This is a genomic window from Microbispora oryzae (assembly GCF_017896165.1).
Taxonomy (GTDB): domain Bacteria; phylum Actinomycetota; class Actinomycetes; order Streptosporangiales; family Streptosporangiaceae; genus Microbispora; species Microbispora oryzae.
In genome coordinates this window covers 65,646-84,759 of the sequence record NZ_JAFCNB010000013.1, presented here as the reverse complement: position 1 = coordinate 84,759, position 19,114 = coordinate 65,646, and the positions used below count along the sequence as shown (strand labels likewise).

The following is a 19,114-nucleotide window of genomic DNA, read 5'->3' as shown; positions in this document are numbered from 1 at the left end:
ACCGCCGACTGCGCCGTACGCGCAGTGGCCCCCCCACGGTCAGAGCGGCGGCTGGCCGGGCGCAGGCCCGTGGAGCGGCGAGGCGCCGGGTCTTACGCCGCCCGGTGCGACCCCTCCCGGTGTGACCCCGCGTGCCCCGGAGCTGTGGCAGATGCCGACCCAGCCCTCGCCGCGCCGCCGGGCCTGGGTGGCGCCGGTGGCGATCGTGGCGGCCGTCCTCCTGGTGGCCGCCGGGACCTTCACGTTCATGATGGTCCGCAGTGGCGGCACGAGCCCCCTGCCCACCCCGTCCGGCGCGGCCCGGGCGTCGGCCGCCGCCGCTGCGTCCGCCGCCACCCCCACGGCGGACGTCTGCGCCATGCTCGACCCGGTCCAGGCGGAGCGGCTGGTGCCGGGCGCGAAGATCAGTTCGTCCACGGACGACAACCGGAACGACTCGTTCGTCAGCTACATCAGGTGGGGCTGCGACTGGGTCAACCGGAGCATCTCCTACAAGGACGTCAACCGGAACCGGGAGATCACGGTCGACGTGTCGCGCTACTGGGCCCTGGGCACGACGACGGCGGAGGAGGCGGCGCGCATCCAGTTCAAGGGGGAGCTCAGTCAGTACAAATACACCGAGAAGGTCTCTAACAAGCAGCAGTACTACTCCAAGGCGAACGTCTTCACCGGCATCGGAGACGAGGCCGCGGCGCGGTACCAGTGGAAGCACGACGACCAGAACTGGTACTCGTTCGGCGAGGGCGTCGGCCGTGTGGGCGACGTGGTGTTCAAGGTGAAATACCAGGCAGGCCAGCAGAACAAGGAGGCCGACGTCTTCTCCACCGACACGACGCAGTCGATCACCGAGCAGAACGCGATCCGCGAGGTGAAGGGCCTGCTGGCACAGCTGGCGAAGTCGGTGGAGGCGTGGCGGGCCGGTCGTCCCCTGCCCTATCACGCCCGCCCCAAGCCGAGCCCGACGCCGTCGCCCTCGCTGACCAGGATCGCGCTACCGCAGGCGTGTGTGACTCTCAAGGCCCTCGCGGCGAAGCTGGTGCCCTCCACGGAGGGCGCTGCGGCGGCCAGCGTGGAGGGCGGGGCGAACGTCAAGCAGTGCCAGTGGTGGAACGACGCGTTGCCCCTGGGGCAGGGCAAGGTGAGGTTCCGCAACCTGAGAATCGCGATCCACACCTTCCGTGACGCGGACTCCGCCCGCTACTACCTGATCGACGAGCGCGCGAAGGCGAAGTCCACCCAGAAGAGCGGGATCGGCGGCCTCACCTGGGGGGCCGTGACGAAGCTGCCGGGGTACGGGCAGGACGCGTTCGGCCAGGCGATCAAGCAGAAGACGGACACGGCGCAGTCCAACCGGTACGAGATCTACGCACTCGACGGCACGACTGTGGTGTGGGTGCTGTACGCGGGGAGCGACCGTCCCGCCGGAACGGAGATCAACGACCCCGCTTCCGTGCTGATGAGCCCGGCGGAGGCGCTCCAGGGCGCGAAGTCGGTGACGCGGTCCCTGCTCCAGGCCCTGTGACCGCGTTCCCCGAACGGGCCCGCCGAGCGTGTCCCGCTGGTCCCTCTCAGCGCCCCTCTCAGCGGGTCCTCTCGGCGGCACTGCCGGGGGTCCCCCGACGCGCCCTCTGACCGGGGTGTCCGCGGCGGAAGCGCCGGGTATTTCCCCCCTCGACCACCAGTCGACGGGGGGAAACCATGGCCACCTGCGAGGTTTGCGGCAATGACTATGACATGAGCTTCGAGGTGCACAGCCAGGGGGCCGTGCACGTCTTCGACAGCTTCGAATGCGCGATCACCAAGATGGCGCCGGTGTGCGAACACTGCGGGTGCCGCATCGTGGGTCACGGCGCCGAGTACAACGGCCGGTGGTACTGCTGCGCCCACTGCGCGCGGGAGTCCGGGGCGAAGTCCATTGTCGACAGAGAGGTCTCGGCCGTCGGCGGGCGGTAGCCCAACGGCCGGTTCTCGGCTGCCAGGACTTCTCAGGGGTTCTCGGGCTCGAAGGCGACGAGGCGGATGACCAGATAGCCGTCGCCCTCCCGGACCGGAGGCAACGTGGTGCCCGGCACGGCGTGGAAAAGTTCGGGACGCTCGTGCCGGGTGACCACGTCGAACATCTCGCCGGGCAGGGCCATGCCGCGTTCCTCCGCCCGCTTGGCGGCGGTGTAGAAGCTCACACCCGTCCTCAGGTCGGCGGCGACCGTCTCGGCGGCCCAGGCGTCGGTCAGCCGGAGGACGGCCACCCTCGCCCGGGTGGGCGGCTCCGCCTGGGCCACCAGATAGTCCTCGATCTCCCAGATGAGTAGCTCGCTCAGGTAGCGCGAGGTGTCTTTCCACATGCCGACAAGAGTCTCTTGCCTGACTTGTGCGGGTATTGCAGGTGAATTGCCGCGAAGATTGGCGTTCACCGCGCTCATTGACCGGAGGTGAAGGGAACGAGGTCTTTTCGGGGTAACTTCGGCCCCCCACACTGACGACGTGACCGATTTTGAGGTTCTTGTCCTGGGCTCCGGTCCGGGCGGCCAGAAGGCCGCGATCGCGGCGGCCAAGCTTGAGCGGCGAGTGGCGATCGTCGAACGCCGCGACATGATCGGCGGAGTCTGCATCAACACGGGAACGATCCCCTCCAAGACCCTCCGCGAGGCCGTTCTCTACCTGACCGGGCTCAACCAGCGCGAGATGTACGGCCAGAGCTATCGGGTGAAGGACGACATCACCGTCGCCGACCTGGGCGTGCGGACGAGGCACGTGGTCGGCCGGGAGATCGACGTCATCCGCAGCCAGCTCGCCCGCAACAGGGTGACGGTGCTGACCGGCTCCGGCCGCTTCGTCGACCCGCACACCGTGGCGGTGGTGGACGAGCGGGGCGGGGAGACCAAGGTCACCGCCGACAAGATCATCATCGCCACCGGGACCCGGCCCGCGCGGCCGGAGAGCGTCGACTTCGACGGCCGGACGGTCATCGACTCCGACGGGATCCTGGAGATCGACCGCGTGCCGGACTCGATGGTGGTGGTCGGCGCCGGAGTGATCGGCATCGAGTACGCGTCGATGTTCGCCGCGCTGGGGACCAAGGTCACCGTCGTGGAGCGGCGCGACCGGATGCTGGACTTCTGCGATCTGGAAGTGGTCGAGGCGTTGAAGTACCAGTTGCGCGACCTGGCCGTGACCTTCCGCTTCGGGGAGACGGTCGCGGCCGTGGAACGGCACCCGCGGGGCGCCCTCACGATCCTGGAGAGCGGGAAGCGGATCCCGGCCGCGATGGTGATGTACTCCGCCGGCCGTCAGGGGATGACGGAGGAGCTGGCGCTCCCGGCGGCCGGGCTCGGCGCCGACGGCCGCGGCAGGATCGCCGTCGACGAGCACTTCCGCACGACGGTGCCGCACATCTACGCGGTGGGCGACGTCATCGGCTTCCCCTCGCTCGCCGCGACCTCGATGGAGCAGGGCAGACTGGCCGCCTATCACGCCTGCGACGAACCGGTCAGCGGCATGCACGGCCTGCAGCCGATCGGGATCTACACGATCCCGGAGATCAGCTTCATCGGGCGCACGGAGGACGAGCTCACCGAGGCACTCGTCCCGTTCGAGGTGGGCGTCTCCCGCTACCGCGAGCTGGCCCGCGGCCAGATCATCGGCGACACGTACGGCATGCTGAAGCTGCTGGTCTCGCCCGAGGACAGGTCGCTGCTCGGAGTCCACGTCTTCGGCACCGGGGCCACCGAGCTGATCCACATCGGTCAGGCCGTGATGGGCTGCGGCGGCACGGTCGACTACCTCGTCGACGCGGTCTTCAACTACCCCACCCTGGCCGAGTCGTACAAGGTGGCCGCGCTCGACGCGGTCAACAAACTCCGCCGCGTCGAGAGATTCAGCGACTGACGGCCGCGGCCGAGACGCTCTCCGCTCCGGCTTTGAGACAGCCTTCCCCTTAGTTAGTCTTGTAGCCAAACAAAGAAGGGATATACCGTCGCCGTGCGGCATGACGGGCCGGAGCGGAACGGGGCGGACACAATGTTCACATCGCACAACGAGCCGCAGCCGGCCGACTTCGCCGACGTGCGAGCGACCAACCTGGCTGTGGCGCTGCGCTTCGTCCGGGAGAACGCCCCGTGCTCCCGGGCCGACATCGCCGCCTCCACCGGGCTGAACAAGGCTACCGTCTCCAGTCTGGTCGCCGATCTCATCGAGCGGAGGCTGCTCCGTGAGACGGGTCTCACAGAGCACCGGGTGGGCCGCCCGGCCACCATGCTCGTCCTGGACGGCTCGCCGTTCGCGGCGGTCGGCATCGAGGTGAACGCCGACTACATCACCGCGGTGGCGATCGACCTCAAGGGCGAGGAACTGCTGAACTGGCGGCGCTCCTTCCCCGGCGGAGACTCCACCACGGGTCAGGCCGTCGCCGCGATCGCGGCCGTCGCCCGCCGCGCGGTGAGCCGGATGGCGAAGGAGGCCAGGCAGGTCCTCGGGCTCACCGTGGCCGTGCCGGGGCTGGTCGAGGTGGACGGTTCGGTCCGGCAGGCGGCCGATCTGGGCTGGCGCGACGCCGATCTGGGCGGCGACCTGACCAAGGCGCTGCGCGACCCCGGGTTCCCCGTGGTGGTCGACAACGACGCCAACCTCGCCGCGCTGGCCGAGCACCGGTTCGGTCCGCATCGCAACACCGCGAACCTCGTCTACGTGACCGGGGAGGCCCGCGTCGCGGCCGGGATCGTGCTGGACGGCCGGGTCAGGCGCGGCGCGCTCGGGTTCAGCGGGGAGATCGGCCATATCCCCGTCGACCCGGCGGGACCGCTCTGCCGCTGCGGGCGGCGCGGCTGCCTGGAGGCCGTCGCGGGGGTCGGCGCGATACTGCGGCGCACCGCGCCGGACGCCGCGTCGTCGGAGCTCGAGCTGGAGATCGACGAGGTGGTGCGCCGGGCGGGCGCCGGCGACCCGGAGATCCTCGCGCTGCTCGACCAGGCCGGGCGCGACCTCGGCCGCGGCCTGGCGGTGGTCGCCAACCTGCTCGACCCCGAGGTGATCATCCTGGGCGGCTACTACATCCCGCTCGCGCCGTGGCTGATCAGCCGGGCCGAGGAGGAGATGCGCCGCGGGATCGTCGCGCCCGGCGGCGGCGCCTGCCGGCTTGAGGCGTCGGCCCTGGGATACGGCGCCGCCGCGCTCGGAGCCGCGGCCACCGTGCTCGACCGGGTCGACTCCGGCCGGCTGCCCGCCCAGCCCTCCTGAGACCGAACTGGGTCTTGACCCGCCGGGGGAGAAAAGGCACTCTTCGGATTAGCCCGGATTAACACTCCGGAAACACCCCGTACGTCTGTCGAAGCGCTTCACCAACGATCCGGCGCTTCCCCGCAGCACCACTGGTCCCCTGAAGCGCCTCCTCGCCCGATCGGTGTCGTCGAAGCGCTTCGATGCGAAGGATGGGTCTCCCGATGAACGAACCGGCCGCCGGCCCGGAATTCCGGAACCCCGAGCTGCCCGTCGCCCGCCGGGTCGCCGACCTGCTGGGACGGCTGACGCAGGAGGAGAAGATCGGCCTGCTGCACCAGTACCAGGCGCCGGTCGAGCGGCTCGGGCTGCGGGCCTTCCGCACCGGCACCGAGGCCCTGCACGGCGTGGCGTGGCACGGCCCCGCGACCGTGTTCCCCCAGGCGCTGGGCCTGGCCACCACGTGGGATCCCGACCTGGTCCGGCGGGTGGGGGAGGCGGTGGGCGACGAGGTGACGGCCTTCCACCACAAGGACCCGGAGGCCGTCGGGCTCAACGTCTGGGCGCCGGTGGTCAATCCGCTGCGCGACCCGCGCTGGGGACGCAACGAGGAGGGGTATTCCGAGGATCCCTGGCTGACCGGGGTGATGGGCGCCGCCTACGCCCGGGGCCTGGCCGGCGACCACGACGTGCTCAGGACGGCCCCCACCCTGAAGCACTTCCTCGCCTACAACAACGAGACCGACCGGTGTGTCAGCTCGAGCAACGTGCCGCCCAGAGTGCTCCACGAGTACGAGCTCGCCCCCTTCCGCCCGGCGATCGAGTCGGGCGCCGCGGTGGCGGTCATGCCGTCGTACAACCTGGTGAACGGGCGGCCGGCGCACCTGTCGCCGCTGATCCGGTCGTGGCTGCGGCGCCTGAACGAGGACGTCCTCGTGGTGAGCGACGCCTACGCCCCCGGCAACCTGGTAGACCCGCAGGGATACCACGACGACCTGCCCGCCGCGTACGCGCACGCGATCAGGGCCGGGCTCGACAGCTTCACGCAGGACGACGACGACCCGAAGGCCACCCTCGCCCACATCAGGACGGCGCTCGACCGCGGGCTGCTCAGCGAGGCCGACGTCGACGCGGCCGTCCGGCACGTGCTCACCGTCCGGGTCCGGCTGGGCGAGTTCGACCCCGGCCGGCCCTACGACGGGATCACCCACGACGTCGTGAACAGCCCCGAGCACCGGTCGCTGGCCCGGGAGGCCGCCAGGCGGTCGATCACCCTGCTCAAGAACGACGGAATCCTGCCGCTGCGCGAGCCGGAGACGGTCGCGGTGATCGGCCCGCTGGCCGATGTCCTGTTCGAGGACTGGTACAGCGGCACGCTGCCGTACGCGGTCACGGCCCGCGCCGGGCTCGCCGAGCGTTGCGCGACGGTGTACTGCGAGGGCGTGGACCGGGTGGCGCTGCGCGTCGACGGCGGCTACCTGTCCGCGTCCGGCGACCCCGCGGGCGGTCCGCTGTGGATCGGTCAGGACCGGCACGGGTTCGACCTGCTCGACTGGGGCGGCGGCGCGTTCGCGCTCCGCGCCGCCGCGAACGGGCGGCACCTCGCGGTGGACGGCGACGGGCTCGTGGTGAACGATCAGCCGGGGCCGGCCGGCTGGGAGGTGCGCCAGACGTTCCGGATCGAGGAGCGGCCGAGGGGAGTGGCCCTGCGCAACATCTCCACGGGTCACTACGTCGCGCTGCGGGAGGGCGCCGTCCGCACGGCGGAGGACGCCGACGCGGCCGCCGTCTTCACGATCGAGGTGATCGAGCACGGCGCGGCGCGGGCCGCCGAGGTCGCCGCGGGAGCGGACGTCGCGATCGTCGTCGTGGGCGATCACCCGCTCGTGAACGGCCGGGAGACCGAGGACCGGACCGACCTGCGCCTCCCGGGCCGCCAGGAGGCACTGGTCCGCGCCGTCCACGAGGCCAACCCGTCGACCGTCCTCGTCGTCTCCAGCGGGTATCCGTACGCGGTGACCTGGGCGGACGAGCACCTGCCCGCCATCGTCTGGTCGGCGCACGGCGGTCAGGAGTACGGCAACGCGCTCGCCGCCGTGCTGTTCGGCGACGCCGATCCGGGCGGGCGCCTCACCCAGACCTGGTACCGCTCGGCCGCCCACCTGCCCGATCTCTTCGACTACGACATCATCGCGGCGGACGCCACCTACCTCTACTACCGCGGCAGGCCCCTCTACCCGTTCGGCCACGGCCTGAGCTACACCGGCTTCGCCTACCGCGATCTGTCGCTGTCCCACGACTCCCTCGACCCGGGCGAGGCCCTCACCGTCTCGGTGACCGTGACCAACACCGGCGGACGCGAGGGGGAGGAGGTGGTGCAGTTCTACACCCATCAGCGCAACTCCCGGGTCAAGCAGCCGCTGCGCCGCCTGCGGGCGTTCCGCAAGGTACGGCTGGCGCCCGGCGAGAGCCGTACGGTGTCGGCGACGGTGGTCGTGGCGGACCTGGCGTTCTGGGACGTCACGCGGGGCCGGTTCGTCATAGAGGAGGCCGCGCACACCCTCATGGCGGGCCGGTCGGCCGGCGACATCCGGCTGACCGCGCGGTTCCACGTGCGGGGGGAGCGGATCCCGCCGCGCGACCTGCTGGGCCGCCCGCTGGACGCCGCCGCCTTCGACGAGTACGACGGGGTGGTGCCGTGCGAGGCCGGAGCCGAGACCGGTGACGCGGTCCGGTCCGTCCAGCCGGGGGCCTGGATCGCGTTCCGCGACGCCGATCTCGGAGCGGATGACGCGGGTCCGGCGTCGTGCGCGCTCGCGGTGTCCAGCACCGAGGGTGGGGTGATCACGCTCCGGGCCGGCGATCCGCTGGCCGGAGAGGTGATCGGCACGGTGACCGTGCCGCCCACCCCGTCGAGGCACGTGTTCGTCGAGACCCGCGCCCGTGTAACGCCGGCACGCGGATCGCGGGATCTTTATGTGGTGTTCGAGAGTGAGGGGATCGCCGTGAGCACGCTGGAGTTCCGCCGGTGAGAACGGTGACGATCGCCGACGTGGCGAAACACGCCGGGGTCGCCGTCAGCACGGTCTCCTACGTCCTGAGCGGCAAGCGGGCGATCTCGGCGACCACCCGGCAACGGGTGCTGGAGAGCGTCAGGACCCTCGGCTACCACCCCAACGCGGGAGCCCGGGCCCTGGCCAGCAAGCGCGCCAACGTGATCGCGCTGGTGCTCCCGCTGCGGGCCGGGATGAATCTCCCCGTGCTCATGCAGTTCGCCACGTCGGTGGTGACGACCGCGCGGCAGTACGACCACGACGTCCTGCTCATGACGGCCGACGAGGGACCCGACGGGCTGCGCAGGGTGGCGGCGAGCGCCCTGGTCGACGGGCTTCTGCTGATGGACGTGGAGATCCACGACCCACGCGTGCCGCTGCTGCGCGAGCTGACCGAGCCGAGCGTCCTGATCGGCTTCCCCGCCGACCCTGAGGGGCTGACCTGCGTCGACCTCGACTTCGCCCGCGCCGGAGCGCTGTGCGTCGACCACCTGGTGGATCTGGGGCACCGGGAGATCGCGCTGCTCGGCGCCCCCCGCGTGGTCTACGAGCGCGGCACCGGCTTCGCCGAGCGCACCATGGCCGGCTTCGCCGACGAGATGCGGCGGCGCGGTCTCGTTCCCGACGCCCGGCCCTGCGAGGAGTCGTTCGACGAGGTCTACGAGGCGGTGAAACTGCTGCTCGAGGAGCGTCCCGGGGTGTCCGGGATCGTCGTGCACAACGAGAGCGCCGCCGGTCACGTGCTCGGCGCCCTGCGCATGCTGGGCAGGCGGGTGCCCGAGGACGTCTCCGTGGTGGCGATCTGCCCGGACGACGTCGCCGAGCGGGCCGGCCCGGCGCTGACGTCCGTGCTCATCCCGGCCGGTGACGTGGGAGACCAGGCCGTGCGGCTGCTCATGGCGAAGCTGGACGGCCAGCAGGTGCCACAGTCGACACTTCTCCAGCCGCGGCTGACGGTACGGGAGAGCACGCGGTGATCCGCCGGCCCGGGCCCTGACAAGCGTCCGACGAGTGTCCCGGCGGGCGCCCGGATCGGGTGGCCGGACGGGCCCTGGGCGCCCGCCCGGCTCATGCCGCTTTACCCGCGTCCTGCACGTTCATGTCGGAGGAACGGGATGCCGTGCCGTGATATGCAGTTTTGCTTCAACAGGGATTACCGGGGGCAGGAACGGCCGCAGGTAAGTTGGACACCGGGTCAATCGTAAAATTTCGAGGATTGGGCCCGATATGATCATTGCCCACCAATGGCCAGTGAGAACTCGCCTGGCACTGTTCACCGGCACGGCGGTCGCCGTGGTCTGCCTCCTGTTCTCGGCCGTCCTCATGCTCGCGATCCACCGGCTCACCATGCAGAGCCTGGTGCGGGAGGCGAGGGTGGCCGGGGAGTTCGTCGCGTCCGCGGTGGTCCGGGGTGAGGTGTCCAACCCGCTGCCCGCCGTGTCCGACGACCTCGTCCGTCCCGTCCAGGTGGTGAACGCGCAGGGCAAGGTCGTCGCGGCCAGCGGCGAGCTGCAGGGCCGGCCACCCATGGCCCGGTTCCTCCCCCAGGCCCCCAAGACACACGCCGACGGTGTGGTGTGCGACGACATGTTCGGGCACAACCGGTGCGCGGTCGTCGTCGCCCGGCAGGTCCCCAGGGCGGGCGGCGACTGGACGGTCTACAGCGCCGCGCCGGCCCTGCCCTTCTACGTCTACCCCGCCGTGCTCGCCCTCCTGGGCGGCGGGACGATCATCGCCACCGCCGCCGTCTCCCGGGGCGTGTACGGCAGTGTGCACTGCTCACTGCGGCCCGTCCGCGCCATCCGAGCGGAGCTGGACGAGATCCACAGCACCGACCTCGGCCGTCGCGTGCCGCTCCCCGAGGCCAGGGACGAACTCCGTGAGCTGGCTCTGAGTGTGAACTACACGCTCGACCGGCTGGAGGAGGCACTGGAGCAGCAGCGCCGGTTCACCTCGGACGCCTCTCATGAGCTCCGAAGTCCCATCACGGCCATCCGGGTGCAGATGGAGGCCGCGCTGCTGGCGCCCCAGGACGTCGACGTCGGCGGGCTCGCCCGGGAGGTGCTCGCGAGCATCAACAGGCTCCAGCGGATCGCCTCCGACCTGCAGACGCTCACCCGCCTGGACGCCGGGGCACCAGGGGTCCGCGAGCCGGTGGACGTGGCCGAGATCGTGGCGACCGAGCTGAAGGGCCGGCATCACACCCGGAAGATCGTCCAGTTCATGGAGCCGGGAGTGATCGTGCGGGGCGACCGGGCCCAGCTCGGCCGGCTGGTGGCCAACCTGCTCGACAACGCCGAACGGCACGCGTCCTCCACCGTGACCGTACGGGTCCGTTCGGTTCCGGTGGACCCGGGGTCCGCGGACCGGTTCGCCCGCGGCGCCGCGTGGGTGGAGATCCTCGACGACGGCGCCGGGATCTCCGCCCAGGACCGCGAGTTCGTGTTCGAGCGGTTCGCCCGGCTCGACACGGCGCGCAGCCGCGGCGCCGGGGGAGCGGGGCTGGGCCTGCCGATCGCCCGTCTCATCGCCGAGAGCCACGGGGGCACACTCACCGCCGCCGACCAAGCCGGGGGCGCCTGCTTCGTGCTGTGCCTGCCGCTCACGGCTTCGCCGTCGGGCCTGTCCGTGAACGGCCGGCAGCCGGCCCTCGCGGCGCGCCGTCAGTCCCGCTGAGCTCGGCGTCGCCGGGCCCTGTCTTCGGCCCTGTCGTCTTGGGCGCTTTCTTCCCGGGTGCTTTCGTTTCGGGGGCTGTGCCTTCCGGCGCTGTGGCTTCGGGTGCTGTGGTTTCCGGTGCTGTGGTCACGGCGCCCGTGCCCGGGGACCCGGCGGTGGCGGCGTCGGCGGACGGCCGCAGCGCGGCGATCACCGCGTCGGCCTCGCTCTCGGCGGCGAAGTCGTCGGCGGCCTCGGCCTCGCGCCGTTTGATGACCACCATGTGGTCGATGGAGACCCGTCCGGCGCCGACCACGGCGAGCAGCGCCGAGGCGGCCCCCAGCGCCACGATCAGCCGGATGTCGCCGCCGGTGAGGGGGAGACCGGTGTCGCCCGCGGTGAGGACGAACACCGCCAGCGCCTCGGCGAACAGCACCAGCCCGATCGCCGGTACGGCCAGGCCGGCGATGAGCATGACACCGCCGAGGAGTTCGATCAGCATGGTGACGGCGGCCCACAGATCCGGCAACGGAGCGTGGAGATCCGCGAACTGGGTGGCGGTCGCGGTGAGGCCAGCTTCGAGCTTGTGCCAGCCGTTGGCGAAGAAGATCCCGCCGACTCCCATACGGGCGGCCAGCGAGGCTAAATCGTGCAGGGCTCTCTTCACGGGTTCTCATTCTGCGTAGCGGGGGGGGCGCTTGCCCAGACACTCTCCCCGGAACCGGGGTCTTCATGCGCGGGGCCCGTCAGGCGGGCATCCGTTCGGGCTCCTCCATCGGGGGCGGCGCGGGACGGCGGGGGATCAGTACGGCCACCGCGAGCGCGGTGAGGGACAGCAGCACGACGCTGACCACGATGGCGGAGTGGAGCGCGGAGACGAAGGCGGCGCGGGCGGCGTCCATGAGCGCGGTCCCGGCCGTCCCGCCGGTCTCGCCGGCCACGTGGGCGGCCGACGCCAGCGACTGTCTCGCCTCGCCCATGAGGCGGTGGGGCACGCCGGCCACGGGTGCCAGCGCGGGCGCGTAGACCAGCGTCGTGATCGTGCCGAGCACGGCGATGCCCAGACCCGCGCCCAGCTCGTACGCCGTCTCCTCGATGGCGGCGGCGCCGCCGGCCTGCGACTCGGGGACGGACGCCATGATCGCGTCCGAGGCCGCGAGCAGCGCGACCTCGACGCCGAACCCGATGCCCACGAAGCAGGCGGTGAGCATGGCCCCGTGCCGCTCCACCCCCCAGGAGAGCACGGGGGTGAGGGACACCGCGGTCAGGGCGAGACCTCCGGCGACGCTGGCCCGCAGCCCGACCCGTCGCAGCAGGTGGGCGGCGGCGAGACCTCCGGCGACGGCGGCGACCATCAACGGAAGCATGCGGACGGCGGCCTGCAACGGCGTTAGCCCGAGCACGAGCTGGAGGTACTGCGCCAGCATCAGCTCGAGCCCGACCAGCGCGAAGATCGCCGTCAGGACGCAGCCGACGCCGGTGGCGAAACACCGCTGCCGGAACAGGCCGATGTCGAGCAGCGGGAACGCCAGCCGCCGCTGCCGCCGGACGAACCAGGCGAGCAGGGCGAGGCCGCCCGCGAAGACCGCCAGCGACAACCCACGGGCCGTCGAGTGGCCGTAGCCCGCCTCTTTCAGCCCGAAGGCCAGGGCGAGGATGCCGAAGGTCGACAGCGCGGCGCTGGGCGCGTCCCAGGGGCGGCCGGTGCGGCGCGGCGACGGGGGAAGGATCCGTACGGCGAGGGGGAGGGCGACCAGCAGCAGCGGCACGTTGATGAGGAAGACGGAGCCCCACCACAGGTGCTCGACGAGGACGCCGCCGATGAGGGGGCCGACGGCCGCCCCGGCCGCGGCGACCGCGCTCCACACGCCGAGCGCGATGGCCCGCTCCCGCCGGTCGGTGAACACCTGGCGGATGATCGAGAGCGTGGCCGGCATGATCATGGCTCCGCCCACGCCGAGGATGGCCCGTGCGGCGATCAGCACACCTGGGGACCAGGCGAACGCGGCCGCCAGCGACGCCAGCCCGAACACCACATAACCGGCGAGCACGAACGGCCGCCTGCCGTACCGGTCGCCCAGGGTGCCGAACGTCACCAGCAGGGGCGCCACGACCAGCGAGTAGACGTCGATGATCCACAGCAGCTGGACGGCGGAGGGTTCGAGCGCGGCGGTGAGTGCGGGGACGGCGATGTGCAGCACGGTCGCGTCGACCGCGATCAGCAGCAGACTGAAACAGAGCAGCACGAGAACAGACCACCGGTTCGCCCGGTGTTCGATCACGACGCCTCCAGCGCGGACGGCGCCGGACTCGGTCTCGACCCCTGTGACGATCATAGGCCGTTCACCGCTTCGGGGCCCGCTGGGACATGCGTGGCAGCTTAGGCCATGGGAAGCGGATCTCTCAGGACTTCCGGCGATGCGCGGAACATATCGCCAGAAGCGCCCCCGGCCGCCCCTCCCTCGGCCCGGCTCCGGGCCCGGGCGCGCGGGTCCACCCATTCGGCCATTCGGTGCGGTATAACCGGGGGCGAAGCGGGGAGGCGTCTGATGCGGGACTCCGACAGGGCACGGGCTGCGGGCCTTTTACGTCGGACGGCGGCACGTGATCTGTTCGAACAGGTCCGTTTCCGCTATTTCCGCCTTCCTCCATTCGCGCGACGTGCGATATTCGCCGTCCTGCTCGTCGCCACAATGGGAATGGCCGCCGCGCTCAACTGGCCGCTGGCGGCCACATTCGTCTACGTGGTCGTCGTCCTGGCGTTCGCGGCGCTCGCGCTGAGCTACCCCAGGGCCGCGGCGACGGTGCTGGTGCTCGCCGGATGGGCGGTCCTGCTGCCGGTCTTCCGGTGGGCGTTCGGCGGCGAGTCCGCCGCGCCGAGCCTGCTCATGGCCCTCGGCGTCCTGGTCGCCGGCGCGGCGCACCTGATCCGCTGGGTGCCCCCGTGGCTGACCACGCTGACGGCCCTCGTCCCGGCCGGGGTGGTTGCCGTGGCGCTGTCGTGGGCGTCGGAGCCGGCCTCCGTCTGGACCGCGTACGGCGTCGCCGCCGCGGTGCTCGCGTTCCGCTTCGTGCTGGCCCGGCGCGTCCGGCTGGAGGCGGCCGGGAGGGAGCCGGCCGCCGCGGAGACGCAGGTCCAGGAGCGGGCGAGAGCGGGCGGCCACCGGCAGCCCGGCGGCGAGGCGGGCACGCCCGCGCCCATCACCGTCGAAGAGGCGCTCGGCGAGCTGGAGTCGATGATCGGTCTGGAGCCGGTCAAGGAGCAGGTGCGGGCCATCGCGGCCTCCATCGAGGCGGCCCGGCTGCGTAAGGAGGCCGGCTTCGCCAACGAGCCGCCCATGCGGCATTTCGTCTTCGTCGGCCCGCCCGGCACCGGCAAGACGAGCGTCGCGCGGAGCCTGGCCAAGATCTTCTACGCGTTCGGGCTGCTGGAGACGCCGTTCGTGGTGGAGGCGCAGCGGGCCGACCTCGTGGGCGAATATCTGGGGGCCACGGCGATCAAGACGAACGAGCTGATCGACCGGGCGCTCGGCGGCGTGCTGTTCGTCGACGAGGCGTACGGTCTGATCAACTCCGGTGAGGGCCAGCCCGACCGGTTCGGCGCCGAGGCGGTGCAGACGCTGCTGAAGCGGGCCGAGGACGACCGCGACCGGCTGATCATCATCCTCGCCGGATACGAGCGCGAGATGGGCGTCTTCCTGTCGTCCAACCCCGGTCTGTCGAGCCGGTTCGCCAGCAGGGTCCGCTTCCCGAGTTACAGCGCGGCCGAGCTGCTGGAGATCACCGAGGCCCTGCAGGAGCGGCGGGGAGACCGGCTCGCCGCCGACGCACGTCCCGTGCTGCGCGGCCTGTACGAGGACGTCCGGCGCCGCGGGCTCGTCGACGAGCTGGGCAACGCGCGGTTCGCCCGCAGCCTCGCCGAGGCGGCGGCGCAGGCCAGGGACGTCCGGGTGGTCAGCGCGGGCGGCGCGCCGACAGGCGCCGACCTGGTGACGGTCACCCCGGAGGACGTGCTCAAGGCGTTCAACGAGATCACCGCGAGGTTCCGCGGCTACCAGGAGACGCCGACGCTCGACGAGGCGCTGGCCGATCTCGACCGCATGGCGGGCCTCGAACCGGTCAAGCGGCAGGTCCACGCGATCGCGGCCCAGCTCAAGGTCGCCCGGATGCGGCAGGAGCAGGGGCTCCCCGTGCAGTCCCAGATGCGGCACTTCGTGTTCGTCGGCCCGCCCGGCACCGGCAAGACGACGGTCGCCCGGATCCTCGGCCGGATCTTCTCCGCGCTCGGGCTGCTGGCGCGCCCCGACGTCGTCGAGGCGTCCCGCGCCGACCTCGTCGGCCAGCATCTCGGCGCCACCGCGATCAAGACGAACGAACTGGTCGACCGGGCGCTCGGCGGCGTGCTCTTCGTCGACGAGGCCTACAGCCTGGTCAACTCCGGCTACTCCGGCGGCGACGCGTTCGGCGCCGAGGCGGTGCAGACGCTGCTCAAGCGGGCCGAGGACGACCGCGACCGCCTGGTGATCATCCTGGCCGGCTACGAGGGCGAGATGGACGCGTTCCTGGCCACCAACCCGGGGCTGGCCTCGCGCTTCAACCAGAGGGTGGCCTTCCCCTCGTACACGCCGGTCGAGCTGGCCGGCATCGCCCGCCTGCTCGCGGCGGGCGGCGGCGACCGGTTCGACGCCTCCGCGTCGCGCGACCTGGCCGACGTGTTCGACTGGGTCTGCCGGGAGGGCCTGATCGACGGGCTGGGCAACGGCCGCTTCGCCCGCTCCCTGTACGAAAGGGCGGCGCTGCGCCGCGACGTCCGTCTCGCCGCCCAGGGCACGGCGAACGCCGTCGAACTGACCACGATCACCAGTGAGGACGTCCGCACAGCAGTGGACGAATTGTCCTGACGTTGACCTGATACCACCATCTCCGCGAGCGTGTCCCGATGGCCGCTCCGATCACGTCATGCTACTAATCGAACGCGAAGAGTAGTCGCGCCGGATCGGAGAAGCACGTGAGAGCACGATGGCCGATTGCCCTGGCCGCCCTGATCGCCGTGTGGGCCGCGGGCGGCTGCGGTCTCTCCTCGGCCCCGGGCGGCCGCGACGACGCCGCGGCCGCGTCGCCCGTCCGCCCGTACGACATCAACCCGGTCCCCAGGGACAAGGTGCGGGACGGCGGCACGCTGCACTGGGGTCTCGGCGACTTCCCCACGCAGTGGAACCAGAACCACATCGACGGTGACGTCGCCGACGTGAAGACGGTCATGGACGCCCTCATGCCGCACCCCTTCCGGTCCGACGAGCGGGGACGGGTCTCCATCGACACCGACTACGTCACCAACGCCCGCGTGACCGCCACCTCTCCGCACCAGGTGATCACCTACTCCATCAACCCCCGGGCCCGCTGGTCCGACGGCAAGCCCATCACGTGGATGGACTTCGCCGCCCAGTGGAAGGCCCTGAGCGGCCACGACCGGGCCTACCGGGTCGACGCGACGATCGCGTACGAGAACATCATGAGCGTCGGCCGTGGGGCGACCGACCATGAGGCGGTCGTCACCCTCGCCCAGCCGTACAACGAGTGGCAGGGGCTGTTCAGCCCCCTTTATCCCGCCTCCACGAACGGCACGCCCGACGCGTTCAACGCGAACTGGGTCAACAAGATCCCGGTGACCGCGGGGCCGTTCCGGCTGGAGAAGCTGGACGGGAAGACGAAGAGCGTCACCGTGACCCGCAACGACTCCTGGTGGGGCAACCGCCCCAAGCTGGACCGGATCGTCTTCCGGGCCGTGCCGCCCGACGGCATGGTCCGTGCCTTCACCAAGGGCGAGGTGGACGTCTTCGACGTGGGGCCGTCCGCCGACGACTACAACCGCGTGCGCGACGCGTGGGACGCCGTCGTCCGCCAGGCCGCGGGCACCGAATACCGCCAGATTACCCTGAACGGCGAGAGCGGCGCCCTCGCCGACCCGCGCGTCAGGCAGGCGGTCGCGATGGCGCTCGACCGGCAGGCGCTGATCCGGCTGGACCTCAAGGGCCTCGGCTGGCCGGTCGTCCCGCTCGACAACCACTTCCTGATGAACAGCCAGCACGGCTACCGCTCCAACGCCGGCGCCCTCGGGACCTACAACCCCGCCCGCGCCGGGCAGTTGCTCGACCAGGCCGGCTGGAAGACGGCGGGCAAGACCCGGGAGAAGGGCGGCAAGCCCCTGGCGCTGCGTTTCGTCATCCCGTCCGGGATGGCGGCGAGCGACACGGAGGCCGGCGTCGCCCGGCTGATGCTGCAGAAGATAGGCATCCGCGTCGACGTCAAGGCCGTGCCGTTCGACGACTTCTTCAGCAAGTACCTCCTCGCCGGCGACTTCGACATGACCGCCTTCGCCTACCCGAGCGGGCCCTACCCGGTGTCGAACGCCTTCGACGTCTACGTCAACGGGGAGAACACCAAGGGCGACGACATGCGGTGGTATTCCAACCTCGGACGCCTCGGCAGCAAGCAGATCGACCAGGCCATGTACCGGGCGGGCAGTTCGCTCGACCTCGCGCAGGTCTCCGACCTCGTCAACGCCGCCGACCGGTTGCTGTGGGAGAAGACCGGCGTGCTGCCGCTCTACCAGTGCCCGCAGACCGTCGCCGTGCGCTCCACGCTCGCCAACGTCGGCGCCAACGGCTTCTACGACCTGAAGTACGAGGACATCGGGTTCGCCGCCTGAACCAGCCGGAATCCGAGCAGGTCGCCCGGCCGCGTCTGGGCCACGACGGGAACGTCGGCCGCGGCGACCACCGCGATCACCGGGTAGCCGCCCGTGGGCGGGTGGTCGGCCAGGAACACGATCGGCTGGCCCTCGGGCGGCACCTGCACCGCGCCGAGCGGCATGCCCTCGCTCGGCAGTTCGCCGCCGACACGCCGCGCCAGCGGCGCCCCGCGCAGCCGCGCGCCGATCCGGTTGCTCGCCGGGGTGACCTCGTACGGCCCGGCGCAGAGGATCTCCAGCGCCTCCCGCACGAACCAGTCGTCGCGCGGGCCGGGCAGGACGCGCACCACGGGCGGCCGGGGCGGCCGCCGCCGCGGGACGTGGTCCACCCGGATGGCGGCGGGCGCGGCCGTTCCCACCGGCAGCACGGTGCCGGCCTCCAGCCGGGGCGGGCCGAGCCCCGACAGCGAGTCGGTCGACCTGCTGCCCAGCACCCGTTCCACCCGGACACCGCCGCGGACCGCCACGTAGGTGCGCAGGCCCTCGCGTGGCGTCCCCACCCGGAGCACCGCCTCCGGCGGAACCCACACGGGGGCGTCCATCCCGGCGGGCCGCCCGCTCACCTCGACCGGGCACGGCGCGCCCGTCAGCGCCACCCAGCCGCCCCCGCGGAAGCGCAGCGCCGCGCCGCCGAACGTGAGCTCCACGCCCGCCGCGTCGTCGCGATTGCCCACCAGGCGGTTGGCCAGCCGGAGGCTGGGGGCGTCCGCCGCGCCGGAACGCGGCACCCCGAGATGGGCGAACCCCGGCCGCCCGAGGTCCTGGATCGTGGCGTACGGCCCCGGCGCCAGCACCTCGATCACGCCCGGAACCTGACCCTCGTCCCTGGCGGCAGCAGCGCCGGGGGATCGGCGGCGGCGTCCCACACCCGCGTGTCCGTACGGCCGAGCAACCGCCACCCGCCCGGCGACGCGGACGGGTAGATCGCCGAGTACGGGCCCGCGACGGCCACCGACCCCGGCGGCAACGAGGTGCGCGGGACGTCGAGCCGGGGCACGTGCAGCGCCGGATCCAGCCCGACGAGGTAGGCGAACCCCGGGGCGAAGCCCAGCCACCCCACGACGAGGTCGGAGCCGGTGTGCCGGGCGACCACCTCGTCGACCGACAGGCCGGTCAGCTCCGCCACCGCCGCCAGGTCGTCGCCGTCGTAAGTGACGGGGATCTCCACGACGCCGTCCGCCCCCGCCGGGGGCCGGGTCGTCGCCGCCGCCTCCAGCAGGGCGGCCAGGCGCGCCGACAGACGCGACCGGTCCACGCCCGGCGCGACCACCAGGACCGTCCGCGGGCCGGGGACGACGTCCTCCACTCCGTCCGGCCGGTCGGCCAGCAGCAGCGCGTGCAGCCGGTGAGAGGCGTCCAGGGAGCCGGTCTCCACCAGCAGCGCGTGCTCTCCCGCGTTCAGGACGGAGGGCCGCCGCGCCGTCATACGGCCCTCTCCCCGTCC

14 protein-coding genes are annotated in these 19,114 nt (G+C 71.9%); 9 read left to right on the top strand and 5 right to left on the bottom strand.

Going from position 1 to position 19,114, the window contains the following annotated elements; genetic code table 11:
* Positions 1–121: 121 nt before the first annotated feature.
* Positions 122–1,522 (top strand): hypothetical protein, encoded by a 1,401-nt coding sequence (locus tag JOL79_RS22670; protein WP_210157895.1) that lies wholly within the window; start codon positions 122–124, stop codon positions 1,520–1,522.
* A gap of 176 nt (positions 1,523–1,698) precedes the next feature.
* Positions 1,699–1,953 (top strand): metallothionein, encoded by a 255-nt coding sequence (locus JOL79_RS22665; RefSeq protein WP_210157894.1) that lies wholly within the window; start codon positions 1,699–1,701, stop codon positions 1,951–1,953.
* A 32-nt stretch (positions 1,954–1,985) separates the two neighbouring features.
* Here JOL79_RS22665 and JOL79_RS22660 read toward each other — a convergent pair whose 3' ends face one another.
* Positions 1,986–2,342, bottom strand: coding sequence for a peptidylprolyl isomerase (locus JOL79_RS22660; RefSeq protein WP_210157893.1), 357 nt, complete (start codon positions 2,340–2,342; stop codon positions 1,986–1,988).
* A gap of 139 nt (positions 2,343–2,481) precedes the next feature.
* On the opposite strand from JOL79_RS22660, the gene sthA reads away from it, so the two are divergent.
* The 5 genes from sthA to JOL79_RS22635 all read left to right on the top strand — a co-directional run bounded on the left by sthA (position 2,482) and on the right by JOL79_RS22635 (position 10,940).
* Positions 2,482–3,885, top strand: coding sequence for a Si-specific NAD(P)(+) transhydrogenase (gene sthA, locus JOL79_RS22655; RefSeq protein ID WP_210157892.1), 1,404 nt, complete (start codon positions 2,482–2,484; stop codon positions 3,883–3,885).
* A gap of 132 nt (positions 3,886–4,017) precedes the next feature.
* Complete coding sequence (locus JOL79_RS22650; RefSeq protein WP_210157891.1) at positions 4,018–5,232, top strand: ROK family transcriptional regulator; 1,215 nt, start codon at positions 4,018–4,020, stop codon at positions 5,230–5,232.
* Positions 5,233–5,435: 203 nt separating this feature from the next.
* On the top strand, positions 5,436–8,243 hold the full coding sequence (locus JOL79_RS22645) for a glycoside hydrolase family 3 protein (protein WP_210157890.1): 2,808 nt from the start codon (positions 5,436–5,438) through the stop codon (positions 8,241–8,243).
* On the top strand, positions 8,240–9,241 hold the full coding sequence (locus tag JOL79_RS22640) for a LacI family DNA-binding transcriptional regulator (RefSeq protein ID WP_372446805.1): 1,002 nt from the start codon (positions 8,240–8,242) through the stop codon (positions 9,239–9,241). The genes JOL79_RS22645 and JOL79_RS22640 overlap by 4 nt, the downstream gene beginning before the upstream one ends.
* 274 nt (positions 9,242–9,515) lie before the next feature.
* On the top strand, positions 9,516–10,940 hold the full coding sequence (locus JOL79_RS22635) for a sensor histidine kinase (RefSeq protein WP_210157889.1): 1,425 nt from the start codon (positions 9,516–9,518) through the stop codon (positions 10,938–10,940).
* Here the strand turns inward: JOL79_RS22635 and JOL79_RS22630 are convergent.
* Both JOL79_RS22630 and JOL79_RS22625 read right to left on the bottom strand, forming a co-directional pair.
* The gene (locus JOL79_RS22630) at positions 10,867–11,586 is read right to left on the bottom strand and encodes a DoxX family protein (protein ID WP_210157888.1); all 720 of its coding nucleotides are present in this window, start codon (positions 11,584–11,586) and stop codon (positions 10,867–10,869) included. The genes JOL79_RS22635 and JOL79_RS22630 overlap by 74 nt on opposite strands.
* 79 nt (positions 11,587–11,665) lie before the next feature.
* On the bottom strand, positions 11,666–13,255 hold the full coding sequence (locus JOL79_RS22625; protein ID WP_210157887.1) for an MFS transporter: 1,590 nt from the start codon (positions 13,253–13,255) through the stop codon (positions 11,666–11,668).
* Between the two features lie 213 nt (positions 13,256–13,468).
* Here JOL79_RS22625 and JOL79_RS22620 point away from each other — a divergent pair, with 213 nt between their 5' ends.
* A complete protein-coding gene (locus tag JOL79_RS22620) occupies positions 13,469–15,820 on the top strand; it encodes an AAA family ATPase (protein ID WP_210157886.1) in 2,352 nt (783 codons plus the stop codon).
* 107 nt (positions 15,821–15,927) lie between these two features.
* Positions 15,928–17,628 carry an ABC transporter family substrate-binding protein gene (locus JOL79_RS22615; RefSeq protein WP_210157885.1) on the top strand — a complete coding sequence of 567 codons (1,701 nt, stop codon included), beginning with the start codon at positions 15,928–15,930 and terminating at the stop codon, positions 17,626–17,628.
* Here the strand turns inward: JOL79_RS22615 and JOL79_RS22610 are convergent.
* Together JOL79_RS22610 and JOL79_RS22605 are read right to left on the bottom strand one after the other, a co-directional pair.
* Positions 17,589–18,473 (bottom strand): 5-oxoprolinase subunit C family protein, encoded by an 885-nt coding sequence (locus tag JOL79_RS22610; protein WP_210157884.1) that lies wholly within the window; start codon positions 18,471–18,473, stop codon positions 17,589–17,591. The two genes, JOL79_RS22615 and JOL79_RS22610, sit on opposite strands and share 40 nt — an antisense overlap.
* Positions 18,470–19,096, bottom strand: a complete 627-nt coding sequence (locus JOL79_RS22605; RefSeq protein WP_210157883.1) for a 5-oxoprolinase subunit B family protein — start codon at positions 19,094–19,096, stop codon at positions 18,470–18,472. Before JOL79_RS22605 ends, JOL79_RS22610 begins: the two co-directional genes overlap by 4 nt.
* Positions 19,097–19,114: the final 18 nt, after the last annotated feature.

Coding starts and splice junctions, on each gene's coding strand:
- JOL79_RS22605 (WP_210157883.1), bottom strand. CDS start 19,096: ATGACGGCGCGGCGGCCCTCCGTCCTGAACGCGGGAGAGCACGCGCTG.
- JOL79_RS22650 (WP_210157891.1), top strand. CDS start 4,018: ATGTTCACATCGCACAACGAGCCGCAGCCGGCCGACTTCGCCGACGTG.
- JOL79_RS22660 (WP_210157893.1), bottom strand. CDS start 2,342: ATGTGGAAAGACACCTCGCGCTACCTGAGCGAGCTACTCATCTGGGAG.
- JOL79_RS22620 (WP_210157886.1), top strand. CDS start 13,469: ATGCGGGACTCCGACAGGGCACGGGCTGCGGGCCTTTTACGTCGGACG.
- JOL79_RS22645 (WP_210157890.1), top strand. CDS start 5,436: ATGAACGAACCGGCCGCCGGCCCGGAATTCCGGAACCCCGAGCTGCCC.
- JOL79_RS22665 (WP_210157894.1), top strand. CDS start 1,699: ATGGCCACCTGCGAGGTTTGCGGCAATGACTATGACATGAGCTTCGAG.
- JOL79_RS22625 (WP_210157887.1), bottom strand. CDS start 13,255: ATGATCGTCACAGGGGTCGAGACCGAGTCCGGCGCCGTCCGCGCTGGA.